Annotated in this window: 4 protein-coding genes, 1 tRNA gene and 3 rRNA genes; 1 reads left to right on the top strand and 7 read right to left on the bottom strand. The window is 65.6% G+C overall.

The window, feature by feature from the left end; translation table 11 throughout:
• Positions 1-316: 316 nt before the first annotated feature.
• The 3 genes from WQO_RS26675 to WQO_RS26665 form a co-directional block, all read right to left on the bottom strand.
• Positions 317-3,100 carry a DNA translocase FtsK gene (locus WQO_RS26675; RefSeq protein ID WP_050992361.1) on the bottom strand — a complete coding sequence of 928 codons (2,784 nt, stop codon included), beginning with the start codon at positions 3,098-3,100 and terminating at the stop codon, positions 317-319.
• Between the two features lie 116 nt (positions 3,101-3,216).
• Positions 3,217-3,900 carry a response regulator gene (locus WQO_RS26670; RefSeq protein WP_006128007.1) on the bottom strand — a complete coding sequence of 228 codons (684 nt, stop codon included), beginning with the start codon at positions 3,898-3,900 and terminating at the stop codon, positions 3,217-3,219.
• A gap of 244 nt (positions 3,901-4,144) precedes the next feature.
• On the bottom strand, positions 4,145-9,604 hold the full coding sequence (locus tag WQO_RS26665; protein WP_029182614.1) for a HAMP domain-containing protein: 5,460 nt from the start codon (positions 9,602-9,604) through the stop codon (positions 4,145-4,147).
• A 401-nt stretch (positions 9,605-10,005) separates the two neighbouring features.
• On the opposite strand from WQO_RS26665, the gene WQO_RS26660 reads away from it, so the two are divergent.
• Complete coding sequence (locus WQO_RS26660) at positions 10,006-12,633, top strand: SpoIIE family protein phosphatase (protein ID WP_058954112.1); 2,628 nt, start codon at positions 10,006-10,008, stop codon at positions 12,631-12,633.
• A gap of 65 nt (positions 12,634-12,698) precedes the next feature.
• Here WQO_RS26660 and WQO_RS26655 read toward each other — a convergent pair.
• The 4 genes from WQO_RS26655 to WQO_RS26640 all read right to left on the bottom strand — a co-directional run bounded on the left by WQO_RS26655 (position 12,699) and on the right by WQO_RS26640 (position 18,110).
• Positions 12,699-12,771 (bottom strand) — tRNA-Thr (locus WQO_RS26655).
• A 191-nt stretch (positions 12,772-12,962) separates the two neighbouring features.
• Positions 12,963-13,079: ribosomal RNA gene (gene rrf, locus WQO_RS26650) — 5S ribosomal RNA — on the bottom strand.
• Positions 13,080-13,157: 78 nt separating this feature from the next.
• Positions 13,158-16,282, bottom strand: a 23S ribosomal RNA gene (locus WQO_RS26645).
• Positions 16,283-16,584: 302 nt separating this feature from the next.
• Positions 16,585-18,110: ribosomal RNA gene (locus tag WQO_RS26640) — 16S ribosomal RNA — on the bottom strand.
• Together the 16S, 23S and 5S rRNA genes with 1 tRNA gene alongside form the textbook arrangement of a ribosomal RNA operon.
• Positions 18,111-18,535 lie beyond the last annotated feature (425 nt).

Genomic DNA, 18,535 nt, shown 5'->3' with positions numbered 1-18,535 from the left:
GCGCCTTTCGAGCGTGAGCCACCTGCTGGATGTTCAGTCTAGGGGGGGTACGAAAGGGTGGGGCAACCGGGAGGGACGACTTTGTACGCCATCGGGTTCGCCGGACGTCCCCGCCACCGGCTCCGGTGCGGAGCGGGGGCGGAGGACAGCCCCGATCGAGGACTGGGCAACCTGTAGTGGGCCGAACGGGGGTGGGAGCAAGGGTGAGGTAGTGACGGGTCGAGCTGCGGGGAGGAGCACGTTTCCGTCCCTCCCTTCAACTGGACGTACGACCGTACGAAACGGTTGCCCACAAAACCTTTACGGGCCGATTCCGTTAGGGAGCGGATTCCCCGCGGATGACGGCCAACACCCCGTCGAGCTCGTCGGGTTTCACCAGGACGTCGCGCGCCTTGGATCCCTCGCTGGGCCCGACGATGGAGCGGGACTCCATCAGGTCCATCAGCCGGCCCGCCTTGGCGAAGCCGACCCGCAGCTTGCGCTGGAGCATCGAGGTCGAGCCGAACTGGGTGGAGACGACCAGCTCGGCGGCCTGGCAGAGCAGGTCCAGGTCGTCGCCGATGTCCTCGTCGATCTCCTTCTTCTGCTTCGTACCGACGACGACGTCGTCCCGGAAGACCGGGGCCATCTGGTCCTTGCAGTGCTGGACGACGGCGGCGACCTCGTCCTCGGTGACGAAGGCGCCCTGCATACGGGTGGGTTTGTTGGCGCCCATCGGGAGGAAGAGCCCGTCGCCCTTGCCGATGAGCTTCTCGGCGCCTGGCTGGTCGAGGATGACGCGGCTGTCGGCGAGGGAGGAGGTGGCGAAGGCGAGCCGGGAGGGAACGTTCGCCTTGATCAGGCCGGTCACCACGTCGACCGAGGGCCGCTGGGTGGCGAGCACCAGGTGGATGCCCGCCGCGCGGGCGAGCTGGGTGATGCGGACGATCGAGTCCTCGACGTCGCGCGGGGCGACCATCATCAGGTCGGCCAGCTCGTCGACGATCACCAGCAGATACGGGTACGGGGACAGCTCGCGCTCACTCCCCTCGGGGAGCTTCACCTTGCCTTCGCGTACCGCCTTGTTGAAGTCGTCGATGTGCCGGTAGCCGAAGGCGGCGAGGTCGTCGTAGCGCAGATCCATCTCGCGCACGACCCACTGCAGCGCCTCTGCGGCCTTCTTGGGGTTGGTGATGATCGGGGTGATCAGGTGCGGGATGCCCTCGTACGCGGTCAGCTCGACGCGCTTGGGGTCGACGAGGACCATCCGCACGTCCTCGGGGGTGGCCCGCACCATGACCGACGTGATCAGGCAGTTGATGCAGGACGACTTACCGGAGCCGGTGGCGCCGGCGACGAGCATGTGGGGCATCTTCGCCAGGCTGTGCATGACGTAGCCGCCCTCGACGTCCTTGCCGAAGGCCACCATCATCGGGTCGTCGTCCTCGGCCAGGCGCAGCACGTCGCCGAGGTTGACCATCTCCCGGTCGCTGTTGGGGATCTCGATGCCGACCGCGGACTTGCCCGGGATCGGCGAGATGATCCGTACGTCCGGACTGGCCACCGCGTAGGCGATGTTCTTCGTCAGGGCGGTGATCTTCTCGACCTTCACCGCCGGGCCGAGCTCCACCTCGTACCGGGTGACGGTGGGCCCCCGGGTGAAGCCGGTGACGGCGGCGTCCACCTTGAACTCGGTGAAGACGGTGGTCAGCGACTCGACCACGCGGTCGTTGGCGGCGCTGCGGGTCTTCCCGGGGCCGCCGCGCTCCAGCAGGTCGAGCGAGGGCAGGGAGTAGGTGATGTCGCCGGAGAGCTGGAGCTGTTCGGCGCGGGCGGGCAGCCCCGGCGAGGAGTCGGGGGCGGGCTTGGTCAGGTCGGGCACCCCGCCCGACCGCTCCTCGCCACCCTCGGGCGCGGGGGCGGACTTCCGGACTCCGGGCTTCGGCCGCTCCTCCCCCTCGGCCTCCCGGGCCCCGGGCACGGGCGTCCCGGTGCGCTCCCGGTCCACGGAGACACCTTGGGTGAGGTCGGCGACGACCGGGGACGGCGGCATACCGTTGAGCACGGCCCCGTCGAGCGCGGCGGCGGCCGCCGCCGCGACGTCCACCGCGTCCAGCGGCCGGTTCATCGCGGGCTGTGCGGAGGGCCTGCGGGTCCTGCGGCGCTTGCTGAGCGCCTCCTCCTCGGCCTGGTCGTGGTCGGGGTCCGCGTCCGTACGCCGTGTGCCGCGTCGACGGGTCGGCTCGGGCAGCGCCTCACGCCACTGTTCGTCGTAGCGCTCGTCGTCGTCCTCGTACCCCGCGACCTCCTCGGGGGTGGGTTCGACGATGCCGAGACGGACGCCGAGCTGACGCAGCCGCCGCGGAATGGCGTTGACCGGAGTGGCGGTGACGACGAGGAGCCCGAACACGGTCAGCAGTACCAGCAGCGGTACGGCGAGCACCTCGCCCATCATGAAGATCAGCGGTTTGGACGTGGCCCAGCCGATCAGCCCGCCGGCGTCCTGCATGGCCTCGGTGCCCGCGTCCCGGCCCGGCGAACCGCAGGCGATGTGGACCTGGCCGAGGACCCCGATGACCAGCGCGGAGAGCCCGATGACGATACGGCCGTTGGCCTCGGGCCGCTCCGGGTACAGGATGAGCCGCACCGCCATCGCGCCCAGCAGTATCGGCGCGAGCAGGTCGAGCCGGCCGAAGGCGCCGGTCACCAGCATCTCGACCAGGTCGCCGACCGGCCCCTGGAGATTGGACCAGGTGCCCGCGGCGACGATCAGCGCCAGGCCGAGCAGCAGCAGGGCAAGCCCGTCCTTGCGGTGGGCGGGGTCAAGTCCCTTGGCGCCACGCCCTATCGAGCGGAACACCGCACCGACGCCGTGTGCCGCACCGAGCCAGACCGCGCGCACCAGCCGGTAGACGCCCCCGGTGGGTGACGGTGCGGGTTTGGGCGCGGGCTTCCTGGCCGCCGCCTTCTTCGCGGGCGCCTTCCTGGCGGGAGCCGCCGACTTCTTCGGTGCGGTCTTCTTGGCGGGCGCAGCTTTTTTCGCCGGGCCCGGTGTACGGCCGACGCGTTTGGTGGTGCCCGCCGTGCCCTGGGAACCCTTGCCGGACGTACGTGAGGCCATGGTGCCGAGGTTACCGCTGTCGTAGCCCGTGAACACGTTCGCCTACTGGTTCACCCGTCCGTGTCGCCGCCGGGCGGCCGGGAACTGACGCCGCTTCACGGCAGGGGCCCGAGATGTCAGCCCTGTGCGGGCAGGACGCCCGCGCCCCCGCCGGTGCCCGGCTCCAGCGCGTCGAGCGCGCGACGCAGACCGGTCAGCTTGCGCTCCAGGTGAGCGGCTGTCGCGACCGCGGCCGCGTCCGCGGATTCGTCGTCGAGCTGCTTGGAGAGCGCTTCGGCCTGCTCCTCGACCGCCGCGAGCCGTGCGGAGAGTTCGGCCAGCAGACCGGCCGGCTCCTTCTCGTGCTCGCCGCCCGCGTGGCCGTCGCCCTCCAACTGGAGCCGCAGCAGAGCCGCCTGCTCACGGAGCTTGCAGTTCTTCATGTACAGCTCGACGAAGACCGAGACCTTGGCCCGCAGCACCCACGGGTCGAACGGCTTGGAGATGTAGTCCACCGCACCGGCCGCGTATCCGCGGAAGGTGTGGTGCGGACCGTGGTTGATCGCGGTGAGGAAGATGATCGGGATGTCCCGGGTCCGCTCCCGCCGCTTGATGTGCGCGGCGGTCTCGAAACCGTCCATGCCCGGCATCTGGACGTCCAGCAGAATGACCGCGAAGTCGTCCGTGAGCAGCGCTTTGAGCGCCTCCTCCCCTGACGATGCCCGGACCAGTGTCTGATCGAGCGCAGAGAGGATGGCCTCCAGCGCCAGCAGATTCTCCGGCCGGTCATCGACCAGGAGGATCTTGGCCTTCTGCACCATGGCCCGCCCTCCTCGCCCCGGAAATGCACCGGGTGCCGCCCCAGAGGACGACTCCCTTACGCCGTCCGTCCTTGTGCCGGTCATGGTAGCCGCACCCCGCCCGTCACCACACCCTGTCACCGCGATGTCACTGTGCACATACCACAAACGCGGTGGGAGACCAGAAGGTTCCCCGGATGCAGCGCGTTCACACCCAATCGAGCACATTCGGTCAATAACTTACGTCAGTTCGTTAGATTCTCGATCACTCTCCGTGCATCCACTGCTCCATCACCGCAAGCAGATGATCAGGGTCGACCGGCTTCGTCACATAGTCGGAAGCCCCGCAATCGATGGCCTTCTCCCGGTCGCCCTTCATCGCCTTCGCGGTGAGCGCGACGATCGGCAGCCCGGCGAACTGCGGCATCCGCCGGATCGCGGTCGTCGTCGCGTACCCGTCCATCTCGGGCATCATGATGTCCATCAGCACGACCGTCACATCGTCGTGCTGCTCCAGGACTTCGATGCCCTCACGGCCGTTCTCCGCGTACAGCACGGAGAGCCCGTGCTGCTCCAGCACGCTGGTGAGCGCGAAGACGTTACGGATGTCGTCGTCGACGATGAGCACCTTCTCACCGCGGAAGCGGAACGTCCGCCGGGGTGCCGGTTCGGCCGCCGCGCCCTGCTCCTGCCCCTGGCTCTCGCCCTGGCTCCCCTGCACCCACTCCTCCTGCTGCGGGGCGCTCTCGGGCGTCGCGCGCCCGGCCGACAGCGCGGGCTTGCGGGCCGCGTCCCCCAGGGCCTTGCGCCGCCTGCGGAACACCCCGGCGGAGTTGGCCGGGTCGCCGTACGGAGCCGACTGGCCCTGCGGCGCCTGAACCTGTCCCATCTCGCCAGCGCCGCCCAGCACCTCGGCGGAACCGGAACCCACCGGGGGGTAGCCCTGGGGCGGCAGTTCGGCTCGGTGCAACGGCAGGTAGAGGGTGAAGGTCGAGCCCCGTCCGGGCTCGCTCGCCGCATGGATCTCGCCGCCGAGCAGCCGCGCGATCTCCCGGCTGATCGAGAGCCCGAGGCCCGTGCCGCCGTACTTCCGGCTCGTCGTGCCGTCCGCCTGCTTGAACGCCTCGAAGATCACCAGCATCTTGCTGGACGCGATCCCGATCCCGGTGTCGGTGACCGAGAACGCGATCAGATCGGCGTCCGCGTCCCGCAGCGAACCCGCCTCCAGCAGATGCTCCCGGATCGCGTTCGGCACATCGGCGCCGGCCGGCCGGATCACCAGCTCCACCGCACCGGTGTCGGTGAACTTCACCGCGTTGGACAGCAGGTTGCGCAGCACCTGGAGCAGCCGCTGCTCGTCGGTGTGCAGCGTCGCGGGCAGCTCCGGCGACACCCGTACGGAGAAGTCGAGCCCCTTCTCCGCCGTGAGCGGGCGGAAGGTCGCCTCCACGTAGTCGACCAGCTGGACCAGCGCGATCCGGGTCGGGCTGACATCCATCTTGCCCGCCTCGACCTTGGAGAGGTCGAGGATGTCGTTGATCAGCTGGAGCAGGTCGGACCCGGCCCCGTGGATCGTCTCGGCGAACTCCACCTGCTTCGGCGAGAGATTGCCCTCGGCGTTGTCCGCCAGCAACTTGGCCAGAATCAGCAGCGAGTTGAGCGGGGTGCGCAGCTCGTGCGACATGTTCGCCAGGAACTCGGACTTGTAGCGCATCGAGACCGCGAGCTGCTCGGCGCGCTCCTCCAGAACCTGCCGCGCCTCCTCGATCTCGGTGTTCTTCACCTCGATGTCGCGGTTCTGCTGGGCCAGCAGCTCGGCCTTCTCCTCCAGTTCGGCGTTGGACGCCTGGAGGGCCTTCTGCCGGTTCTCCAACTCCTGCGAGCGGTCACGCAGTTGCTCGGTCAGCTCCTGCGACTGCTCCAGCAGCTTCTCGGTCTTGGTATTGACGCTGATGGTGTTGACGCTCGTCGCGATCATCTCGGCGAGCTGGTTGAGGAAGTCCCGCTGGATGTGCGTGAACGGCTGGAAGGAGGCCAGCTCGATCACCCCGAGAACCTTGCCCTCGAAGAGCACCGGCAGCACGATCACATGCGCCGGAGGGGCCTCCCCGAGACCGGAGGAGATCTTCAGATAGCCCGGCGGCACGTTGTCCACCTGGATCGTCCGCTTCTCCTCGGCCGCCGTCCCGATGAGCGTCTCGCCGGGCCGGAAGGAGGTCGGCATCGACCCCGCGGAGTAGCCGTAACTCCCCCGCATCCGCAGCTCGTACGAACCGGCCTCGCCGTTGTCGGGCCCGACCTCCTCGGAGTCCCCGGCGGCCATCGCCAGGAAGAACGCGCCGTGCTGCGCCGAGACCACCGGCGTCAGCTCGCTCATGATCAGCGAGGCCACGTCGTCCAGATCGCGGCGGCCCTGCATCAGACCGGAGATCCTGGCCAGGTTGCCCTTCAGCCAGTCCTGCTCCTTGTTGGCGAGCGTGGTGTCGCGCAGGTTCGCGATCATCGTGTTGATGTTGTCCTGGAGGACCTGGATCTCCCCGGCCGCGTCCACGTCGATCTTGAGGTTCAGATCACCGCGCGTCACCGCGGTGGCGACCGCCGCGATGGCACGGACCTGACGGGTCAGGTTCCCGGCCATCTCGTTCACGGACTCGGTGAGGTCGCGCCAGGTGCCGTCGACGTCCCGCACCCGCGCCTGGCCGCCCAGCTGCCCCTCGGTGCCCACCTCGCGGGCGACCCGGGTCACCTGTTCCGCGAACGAGGACAGCTGGTCGACCATCGTGTTGATGGTGTTCTTCAGCTCCTGGATCTCACCGCGCGCGTCGATGTCGATCTTCTTGGTCAGATCGCCCTTGGCGATGGCGGTGGTGACCGTGGCGATCTGCCGCACCTGACCGGTCAGGTTGGAGGCCATCGAGTTCACGGACTCGGTGAGGTCCTTCCACGTACCGGCGACCCCCGGCACCCGGGCCTGGCCGCCCAGTTCGCCCTCCGTTCCCACCTCACGGGCCACCCGCGTGACCTCGTCGGCGAACGAGGACAGCGTCGTCACCATGGTGTTGACCGTGTCCGCCAGCTCCGCGACCTCGCCGCGCGCCTCCACGGTGACCTTCTTCGTCAGATCGCCGTTGGCGACCGCGGAGGAGACCCGGGAGATGTTCCGCACCTGGCTGGTCAGGTTGTTGGCCATCAGGTTGACGTTCTCGCTGAGGTCCTTCCAGATGCCGGTCGCCCCGCGCACCCGCGCCTGACCGCCGAGAATCCCCTCGGTGCCCACCTCACGGGCCACCCGGGACACCTCGTCGGCGAAGTTCAGCAGCTGGTCGACCATCGTGTTGACGGTCGTGACCAGTTCGAGGATCTCGCCCTTGGCGTCGACGGTGATCTTCTTCGAAAGATCGCCCTTGGCGACCGCGGTGGTGACCTCGGCGATGTTGCGGACCTGGAGGGTCAGATTGTTCGCCATGCCGTTGACGGACTGCGTGAGGTCCTTCCACGTGCCGGAGACACCCTGCACCTCGGCCTGACCGCCGAGGATGCCCTCCGTACCCACCTCACGGGCGACCCGCGTCACCTGCTCCGCGAAGTTGGACAGCTGGTCCACCATCGTGTTGAGGGTGTTCTTCAGCTCCAGGATCTCGCCCCGGGCGTCCACGTCGATCTTCTGCGACAGGTCACCGCGCGCGACCGCCGTGGCGACCTGCGCGATGTTACGGACCTGAGCGGTGAGGTTCCCCGCCATGCCGTTCACCGAATCGGTCAGATCGCGCCACACTCCGGCCACGCCGGGCACCTGCGCCTGACCGCCGAGCCGGCCGTCCGTACCCACCTCGCGGGCCACCCTGGTGACCTGGTCGGCGAAGGCGGAGAGCTGGTCGACCATGGTGTTGATCGTGTTCTTGAGCTCCAGGATCTCGCCCCGGGCGTCCACGTCGATCTTCTGCGACAGGTCGCCCCGCGCCACCGCCGTCGTCACCTGAGCGATCTGCCTCACCTGGGAGGTGAGGTTCCCGGCCATGAAGTTGACGGAGTCCGTCAGTTCCTTCCACGTACCCGAGACGCCGTCCACACGCGCCTGACCGCCGAGGCGGCCCTCGGTCCCCACGTCCCGGGCCATCCGCGTCACCTGGTCGGCGAAGCTGGAGAGCTGCGCCACCATCGTGTTGACGGTGTTCTTCAGCTCCAGCATCTCGCCGGCCACGTCCACGGTGACCTTCTGCGACAGGTCGCCGTTGGCGACCGCCGTGGTGACCTGCGCGATGTCACGCACCTGACCGGTCAGGTTGCGGAACGCGGTGTTCACCGAGTCGGTGAGGTCCTTCCAGGTCCCCGCCGCGCCCGGCACCTCGGCCTGTCCGCCGAGCCGGCCCTCGACGCCGACCTCCCGGGCCACCCGGGTCACCTCGGAACCGAACGACTGGAGCTGGTCCACCATCGTGTTGACGGTGTTCTTCAGCTCCAGCATCTCGCCGGCCACGTCGACCGTGACCTTCTGCGACATGTCGCCGCTGGCCACCGCGGTCGTCACCTGCGCGATGTCACGCACCTGCGTCGTCAGATTCCGGAAGACCGTGTTCACCGAGTCGGTGAGGTCCTTCCACGTACCGGCGGCGCCGGGCACCTGCGCCTGACCGCCGAGGAGCCCCTCGCCACCGACCTCGCTCGCCACGCGGGTCACTTCGTCCGCGAAGGTCCGCAGCGTCTCGGTCATCTGGTTGATCGTCTCGGCCAGCTGCGCGACCTCGCCGCGCGCGCTCACCGTGACCTTCTGCGTCAGGTCACCACTGGCGACCGCCGTCGTCACCTCCGCGATCCCGCGCACCTGGGAGGTGAGGTTGCCCGCCATCGTGTTGACGGAGTCGGTGAGGTCCTTCCACACACCGGCCACACCCGGCACGGTCGCCTGACCGCCCAGCTCGCCCTCCGTACCCACCTCACGGGCGACGCGCGTCACCTCGGAGGAGAACGAGGACAGCTGGTCGACCATCGTGTTGACGGTGTTCTTCAGCTGGAGCATCTCACCGGCCACATGGACGGTGACCTTCCGCGACAGATCACCCTTGGCAACCGCCGTCGTCACCAGCGCGATGTCCCGCACCTGGGCCGTCAGCCGGTACGCCATGGTGTTCACGGAGTCCGTGAGGTCCTTCCAGGACCCGGACATCCCCCGCACCTGCGCCTGGCCGCCGAGCTTGCCCTCGGTGCCCACCTCGACGGCGACCCGGGTCACCTGCTCGGTGAAGACCGACAGCTGGTCGACCAGGTTGTTGACCGTACGGGCGACCTTCAGGAACTCGCCGCGCAGCGGCCGTACCGTCTCGTCCTGGGTGTGCGAGCGCAGCTCCATCCGCTGCTCCAGATCACCGTCGGCGACCGCCGACAGGACCCGGCCCACCTCGGAGACCGGTCGCGCGAGATCGTCGACGAGCTCGTTGGAGGCGTCGATGGCGGCGGCCCAGGAACCCTCACAGGCGCCCGTCTCCAGCCGCTCCGTGAGCTTGCCCTCCCGCCCGACCACCCGCCGTACGCGCGCCAGCTCACCGGTGAGGTGGAGATTCCGGTCGGCGACCTCGTTGAAGACCGCCGCGATCTCCGTCATCACACCGTCGCCCGAGACGGTGAGCCGCCTGCGGAAATTGCCGTCGCGCATCGCCACGAGGCCCGCGAGCACTCTGTTCAGAGCTGCCGCGTCCACTTCGACGGTGCCATTGCGCTGCTTTTTCACGGACTGTCCGCCTTTTGTACGCGCCTTCGAACCCTGCGCCGCCACGCCAGACTCCACCGTGTCCCTCCCGCAGGGGTTGACCGTTTCACTCGGGCCTATCCGGAAGCTTGCCCAGTTCCACTTTGGCTCACCGCCACAGCACACCGTCAACGGGTGACCGGGCGGACGTCAAATCGTTGCAACGTACCAGGCCGGAACAGGTCCGGGGGGAACCTGTACCGGTTACCCCCCATCCCTTGCACCGGGAGTCCATACTTGTGCGCCCGCGCACCACCACCGGGGCGACTTGTCCCGAACTCGGCCCTCGTGTACCCGGCACCCTTGAGATACGTCTAGCCTGGCAAGCGAATCGAAGCGGCGATAAACGGGCACAGGACTCGGGGAAGCGACGAGACACCAATATGGGGAGTGCTGTGATCACCGCGCGCGCGGCCGCCACCTTCGAACCGGTCGGGCGCTCGGTCGCGACCGCCCGCGCCTTCGTCCGGGACACGCTCCAGGGGTGGGGCTACAACGATGTCGTCGACGACGCCGTCGTCCTCACCAGTGAGCTCGTGACCAACGCCGTCATCCACGCGGGGACGGCGGCGGACGTCCTGTGCCTGCGCACCGAGGAAGGCGTCCGCGTCGAGGTCTCCGACCACTATCCGGAACGCGAGGTCCCGCTCCAGAGCAGCGCCCTCGACTTCGGCAGCCCGGACCGCGAGAACGGCCGCGGTCTGCTGCTCTGTGCCGCCCTGGCCTCCCGCTGGGGCGTCGAGTACTCCCCCACCCGCAAGCACGTCTGGTTCCAGCTGGACCTGCCCGACCGGCCCGTGGGGATCCGCTCCGCCGGCCCGGTCCTGCCCACCTCGCTCCTGCCGGTCACCGACCAGCGGATCCGGGTCGCCGTCGTCCAGATCGACAGCGCCGGCGCGATCAGCGCGTGGAACGACGACGCCGCGTACGTCTTCGGTCACACCGCGGAGCAGGTCACCGGCAAGCAGTTCACCGACTTCGTGGCCTGGCCGCACACCCCCGGCACCAACACCGGCATCGCCGACGCCCTCCAGCTCTCCCGCTGGGAGGGCAGCTACGGCATCCGCGGCGCGGACGGCCGGACCATCGCCGTCTACGCCTCGCACCTGCGGGTCCGCGACACCGACGGCGCCCCGTCCACGGTCTGCCTCCTCGTCCGCGACGACGAGCGCGCCGTCCTCCAGACTCCGGTCCGCGCCCCGGTCTCCGATTCCTCCTCCGACAGCCGCACCGCGGACCCGTTCGAGGTCTTCATCGGCTCCCCCGCCCCCGACGACCTCGACGGCCTCCTCCAGCGGACGGTCGAGCGCGCCCGCGACATGCTCGACGCCGACGCCGCGTTCCTCCTCCTGGCCACCGACGACGAGACGGAGCTGGAGGTCCGCGCCACGACGGGCCTCCCCTCGGCCCGCCAGCGCTTCGCCCGGGTCCCCGTCGAAGCCGGCACGGGACGCTACGGCTCCGCCCGCATGCCGGCCGTCCACGAGGACCTCACCGCCGTCCCGGGCGCCGTCCCGCTCCTCACCGACACCGGGATGCGCTCGGTCGTCACGGTCCCGCTGAAGGTCGAGGGCCGGCTCACCGGCTCCCTCGGCGTCGCGGCGGAGGGCGCGGGCCGCTACTCGAACGAGGAGGCCCTGCGCCTCCAGTTCGCCGCCGACCGCATCGCGCTGGCCGTGGAGTCCGCCCGCCTCGGCGAGCTGGAACGGCTGCGCCGCGGCTCCCTCTCCTTCCTCGTCGAGGCATCCGACCTGCTGGCCGGCACGCTCGACCGGGACCAGACCCTGGCGCTCATGGCGCAGATGACGGTCCCGACCCTGGCCACCTGGTGCGCCGTCTACACGATCGCGGACCAGTCTTCCGAGCCGTACCTCTCGTACGTGCTCCACGAGGACGAGGACCTCATCGACGGCCTCAAGGCCCTGCTCTCGAAGATCGCCCCGCCGGATCCGGTCCCGACCCCGGGTGCCCGCGTCTGGGCCGCCCCTGCGGAGGCGGGCCACCGAGCCGCCCTGTCCACGTCGACCCGCAGCCTGGCCCACGACGCCCCGCTCAGCATGAGCACGGCCACCCGCACGACGCTCGCCACGGCCCAGGCGGTCGGCGGCGAGACGGTGGTCCTCCCGCTGGTCGCCCGTAACCGCGTGATCGGCATGCTGACGCTCGGGAAGCCCTCGGACGACCACTTCCGCCAGGAGATCCTGGAACTGGCCGAGGACCTGTCCCGCCGGGCCGCACTGGCCCTGGACAACGCCCGCCTGTACTCGGAGCGCATGGCGATCAGCCAGTCCCTCCAGCGCAGTCTGCTGCCCCCGGGCCTCCCCGACGTGCCGAACGTCGAGATCGAGGTCATCTACCGCGCCGCGGGCGAGGGCAACGAGGTAGGCGGCGACTTCTACGACGTCTTCCCGATCCGCGACGGTGCGTACGGCTTCGCCATCGGCGACGTCTGCGGTACGGGCCCCGAGGCGGCCGCCGTCACGGGTCTGGCCCGCCACGCACTGCGCCTGCTGGCCCGCGAGGGCTTCGGCGGCCCGGCGGTCCTGGAGCGCCTCAACGCGGCGATCCTCGACGAGGGCGCCCGCAGCCGCTTCCTCACCCTGCTGTACGGCGAGCTGTGGCCCCAGGAGGACGGCAGCGCCCTCCTGAAGGTGGTCTGCGCCGGCCACCCGCTGCCGCTGCGCCTGCGCCAGGACGGCTCCGTGGAATCGGCTGCGGAACCGCAGCCCCTGCTCGGCGTGCTCGAGGATCTCGACCTGTACGAGCAGGAGGTCGTCCTCAACCCGGGCGACGTCCTTCTGTGCGTCACGGACGGCGTCACCGAACGCCGCGAGGGAACCCGCATGCTGGGCGACGACGGCCTGGCGGACGTCCTGTCGACCTGTACGGGCCTGACGGCCGGAGCGGTCGCCGCACGCATCCTGCGGGCCGTGGAACGCTTCGCCGCCGAGCCGGCCTCGGACGACATGGCGATCCTGGCCATGCGTGTCCCGGAGCCTCCTCTCGTCTGACTCCCGTCCGCTCCACTTCAACGCGAAAGGCCCCCGCCGTGTGGCGGGGGCCTTTCGTTGTTCCGAGCCCCAATGCGGAATCGAACCGCAGACCTTCTCCTTACCATGGAGACGCTCTACCGACTGAGCTATTGGGGCCTCGTTGCGCTGTGGCAACGAGGTAAACCATACACGGGGTCAGGGGGATATGCATAATCGCGATCGGCGGGGCGGGTGGGCACGCAGATTCAGATCCCGCGCGGCCCGCTGGTCCGGGCCCCGGGCCCGGGAAAAGGTCCGGAACGCAGGAAAGCCCCGCACCAGAAGGTGCGGGGCTTTCCCCAAAGATTGTTCGGCGGCGTCCTACTCTCCCACAGGGTCCCCCCTGCAGTACCATCGGCGCTGAAAGGCTTAGCTTCCGGGTTCGGAATGTAACCGGGCGTTTCCCTAACGCAATGACCACCGAAACACTATGAAACTATGAACACCGGATGTTTACACGGCTGTTCGTTATTTCAGAACTAACACAGTGGACGCGAGCAACTGAGGACAAGCCCTCGGCCTATTAGTACCAGTCAGCTCCACCCGTTACCGGGCTTCCACATCTGGCCTATCAACCCAGTCGTCTACTGGGAGCCTTAACCCCTCAAGAGGGTGGGAATACTCATCTCGAAGCAGGCTTCCCGCTTAGATGCTTTCAGCGGTTATCCTTTCCGAACGTAGCCAACCAGCCATGCCCTTGGCAGGACAACTGGCACACCAGAGGTTCGTCCGTCCCGGTCCTCTCGTACTAGGGACAGCCCTTCTCAATATTCCTACGCGCACAGCGGATAGGGACCGAACTGTCTCACGACGTTCTAAACCCAGCTCGCGTACCGCTTTAATGGGCGAACAGCCCAACCCTTGGGACCGACTCCAGCCCCAGGATGCGACGAGCCGACATCGAGGTGCCAAACCATCCCGTCGATATGGACTCTTGGGGAAGATCAGCCTGTTATCCCCGGGGTACCTTTTATCCGTTGAGCGACAGCGCTTCCACAAGCCACTGCCGGATCACTAGTCCCGACTTTCGTCCCTGCTCGACCCGTCGGTCTCACAGTCAAGCTCCCTTGTGCACTTACACTCAACACCTGATTACCAACCAGGCTGAGGGAACCTTTGGGCGCCTCCGTTACTCTTTAGGAGGCAACCGCCCCAGTTAAACTACCCATCAGACACTGTCCCTGATCCGGATCACGGACCCAGGTTAGACATCCAGCACGACCAGAGTGGTATTTCAACGACGACTCCACAACCACTGGCGTGGCCGCTTCAAAGTCTCCCACCTATCCTACACAAGCCGAACCGAACACCAATATCAAACTATAGTAAAGGTCCCGGGGTCTTTCCGTCCTGCTGCGCGAAACGAGCATCTTTACTCGTAGTGCAATTTCACCGGGCCTATGGTTGAGACAGTCGAGAAGTCGTTACGCCATTCGTGCAGGTCGGAACTTACCCGACAAGGAATTTCGCTACCTTAGGATGGTTATAGTTACCACCGCCGTTTACTGGCGCTTAAGTTCTCAGCTTCGCCACCCCGAAAGGCAGCTAACCGGTCCCCTTAACGTTCCAGCACCGGGCAGGCGTCAGTCCGTATACATCGCCTTACGGCTTCGCACGGACCTGTGTTTTTAGTAAACAGTCGCTTCTCGCTGGTCTCTGCGGCCACCCCCAGCTCAAGCAGCAAGTGCTATCACCGGTGATGGCCCCCCTTCTCCCGAAGTTACGGGGGCATTTTGCCGAGTTCCTTAACCATAGTTCACCCGAACGCCTCGGTATTCTCTACCTGACCACCTGAGTCGGTTTAGGGTACGGGCCGCCATGAAACTCGCTAGAGGCTTTTCTCGACAGCATAGGATCATCCACTTCACCACAATCGGCTCGGCATCAGGTCTCAGACTATATGCACGACGGATTTGCCTACCGTGCGTCCTACACCCTTACCCCGGGACAACCACCGCCCGGGCTGGACTACCTTCCTGCGTCACCCCATCGCTTACCTACTACAAGTCTGGTTCATCGGCTCCACCACTACCCTCAACTCCGAAGAGATCGGGCCGGCTTCACGGACTTAGCATCGCCTGATTCAGTACTGGGCGTTTCAAAGCGGGTACCGGAATATCAACCGGTTGTCCATCGACTACGCCTGTCGGCCTCGCCTTAGGTCCCGACTTACCCTGGGCAGATCAGCTTGACCCAGGAACCCTTAGTCAATCGGCGCACACGTTTCTCACGTGTGTATCGCTACTCATGCCTGCATTCTCACTCGTGAACCGTCCACAACTCGCTTCCGCGGCTGCTTCACCCGGCACACGACGCTCCCCTACCCATCCGTACTCCCGTTGGGGATATATGTACGAATGACACGACTTCGGCGGTACGCTTGAGCCCCGCTACATTGTCGGCGCGGAATCACTTGACCAGTGAGCTATTACGCACTCTTTCAAGGGTGGCTGCTTCTAAGCCAACCTCCTGGTTGTCTCTGCGACTCCACATCCTTTCCCACTTAGCGTACGCTTAGGGGCCTTAGTCGATGCTCTGGGCTGTTTCCCTCTCGACCATGGAGCTTATCCCCCACAGTCTCACTGCCGCGCTCTCACTTACCGGCATTCGGAGTTTGGCTAAGGTCAGTAACCCGGTAGGGCCCATCGCCTATCCAGTGCTCTACCTCCGGCAAGAAACACACGACGCTGCACCTAAATGCATTTCGGGGAGAACCAGCTATCACGGAGTTTGATTGGCCTTTCACCCCTAACCACAGGTCATCCCCCAGGTTTTCAACCCTGGTGGGTTCGGTCCTCCACGAAGTCTTACCTCCGCTTCAACCTGCCCATGGCTAGATCACTCCGCTTCGGGTCTAGAGCGTGCAACTCAAACGCCCTGTTCGGACTCGCTTTCGCTACGGCTTCCCCACACGGGTTAACCTCGCTACACACCGCTAACTCGCAGGCTCATTCTTCAAAAGGCACGCAGTCACGACTGACAGCACAAGTGCTGCCAGCGACGCTCCCACGGCTTGTAGGCACACGGTTTCAGGTACTATTTCACTCCGCTCCCGCGGTACTTTTCACCATTCCCTCACGGTACTATCCGCTATCGGTCACCAGGGAATATTTAGGCTTAGCGGGTGGTCCCGCCAGATTCACACGGGATTTCTCGGGCCCCGTGCTACTTGGGTGTCTCTCAAACGAGCCGTTAATGTTTCAGCTACGGGGGTCTTACCCTCTACGCCGGACCTTTCGCATGTCCTTCGCCTACATCAACGGTTTCTGACTCGTCTCACAGCCGGCAGACTATGAAAAAGAGATCCCACAACCCCGCATGCGCAACCCCTGCCGGGTATCACACGCATACGGTTTGGCCTCATCCAGTTTCGCTCGCCACTACTCCCGGAATCACGGTTGTTTTCTCTTCCTGAGGGTACTGAGATGTTTCACTTCCCCTCGTTCCCTCCACACTGCCTATGTGTTCAGCAGCGGGTGACAGCCCATGACGACTGCCGGGTTTCCCCATTCGGAAACCCCCGGATCAAAGCTTGGTTGACAGCTCCCCGGGGACTATCGTGGCCTCCCACGTCCTTCATCGGTTCCTGGTGCCAAGGCATCCACCGTGCGCCCTTAAAAACTTGGCCACAGATGCTCGCGTCCACTGTGCAGTTCTCAAACAACGACCAGCCACCCACCACCCCGTCCTTGCAGACGAGTTCACTGGGGCCGGATCAGAAGGACAGCCACATTCGGCCGCACCCTCAGATACCCAACAACGTGCCCGGCCCGATGCCCCGTTCACCACGTTCCACGCCGAAGCAGTACTAGTAGTGACCAGATCATCGTGCCGAATAGTCAACGTTCCACCCATGAGCAACCAGCACCGGACATTCGCCGATGTACTGGCCTCTGACCAAACCGAAGCCTGGTAAGAAGTGCTCCTTAGAAAGGAGGTGATCCAGCCGCACCTTCCGGTACGGCTACCTTGTTACGACTTCGTCCCAATCGCCAGTCCCACCTTCGACAGCTCCCTCCCACAAGGGGTTGGGCCACCGGCTTCGGGTGTTACCGACTTTCGTGACGTGACGGGCGGTGTGTACAAGGCCCGGGAACGTATTCACCGCAGCAATGCTGATCTGCGATTACTAGCAACTCCGACTTCATGGGGTCGAGTTGCAGACCCCAATCCGAACTGAGACCGGCTTTTTGAGATTCGCTCCGCCTCGCGGCATCGCAGCTCATTGTACCGGCCATTGTAGCACGTGTGCAGCCCAAGACATAAGGGGCATGATGACTTGACGTCGTCCCCACCTTCCTCCGAGTTGACCCCGGCAGTCTCCTGTGAGTCCCCATCACCCCGAAGGGCATGCTGGCAACACAGAACAAGGGTTGCGCTCGTTGCGGGACTTAACCCAACATCTCACGACACGAGCTGACGACAGCCATGCACCACCTGTATACCGACCACAAGGGGGGCACCATCTCTGATGCTTTCCGGTATATGTCAAGCCTTGGTAAGGTTCTTCGCGTTGCGTCGAATTAAGCCACATGCTCCGCTGCTTGTGCGGGCCCCCGTCAATTCCTTTGAGTTTTAGCCTTGCGGCCGTACTCCCCAGGCGGGGAACTTAATGCGTTAGCTGCGGCACCGACGACGTGGAATGTCGCCAACACCTAGTTCCCAACGTTTACGGCGTGGACTACCAGGGTATCTAATCCTGTTCGCTCCCCACGCTTTCGCTCCTCAGCGTCAGTAATGGCCCAGAGATCCGCCTTCGCCACCGGTGTTCCTCCTGATATCTGCGCATTTCACCGCTACACCAGGAATTCCGATCTCCCCTACCACACTCTAGCTAGCCCGTATCGAATGCAGACCCGGGGTTAAGCCCCGGGCTTTCACATCCGACGTGACAAGCCGCCTACGAGCTCTTTACGCCCAATAATTCCGGACAACGCTTGCGCCCTACGTATTACCGCGGCTGCTGGCACGTAGTTAGCCGGCGCTTCTTCTGCAGGTACCGTCACTTTCGCTTCTTCCCTGCTGAAAGAGGTTTACAACCCGAAGGCCGTCATCCCTCACGCGGCGTCGCTGCATCAGGCTTTCGCCCATTGTGCAATATTCCCCACTGCTGCCTCCCGTAGGAGTCTGGGCCGTGTCTCAGTCCCAGTGTGGCCGGTCGCCCTCTCAGGCCGGCTACCCGTCGTCGCCTTGGTAGGCCATTACCCCACCAACAAGCTGATAGGCCGCGGGCTCATCCTTCACCGCCGGAGCTTTCAACCCCGTCCCATGCGGGACAGAGTGTTATCCGGTATTAGACCCCGTTTCCAGGGCTTGTCCCAGAGTGAAGGGCAGATTGCCCACGTGTTACTCACCCGTTCGCCACTAATCCACCCCGAAGGGCTTCATCGTTCGACTTGCATGTGTTAAGCACGCCGCCAGCGTTCGTCCTGAGCCAGGATCAAACTCTCCGTGAATGTTTACCCGTAATCGGGTGCACACACACGAGAGCGGAACAACCGGTCGGAATAAGACCCGTTGTTCACAGCGTCCTCGCTGTGTATTTCAAAAGGAACCGCGTCCCAGCGTGATGCTGGAGACGGGGTATCAACATATCTGGCGTTGACTTTTGGCACGCTGTTGAGTTCTCAAGGAACGGACGCTTCCTTCGGTCCCGTATCACCGGGGCCCTCCGGGCGCTTCCCTTCGTCTTTACTTCTTTGTCCTGCTGTCTTGCGTTTCCGACTCTATCAGACTCTTTCGCGTCCGATTCCCGGTCGAAGCGGGCCGTGCAGTTTCGCTTTCCAGGTTCTTCGCTTTCGCGGTTTTCCCTTTCCGGCGGTTCCAACTTTACCAGACTCTTTTTCGTTCCGTTTCCGGTCCGAATTCGATTTCCGGTGGC

The organism is Streptomyces globisporus C-1027 (assembly GCF_000261345.2).
Taxonomy (GTDB): domain Bacteria; phylum Actinomycetota; class Actinomycetes; order Streptomycetales; family Streptomycetaceae; genus Streptomyces; species Streptomyces pakalii.
This window is presented reverse-complemented; position numbering and strand designations above follow the sequence as displayed.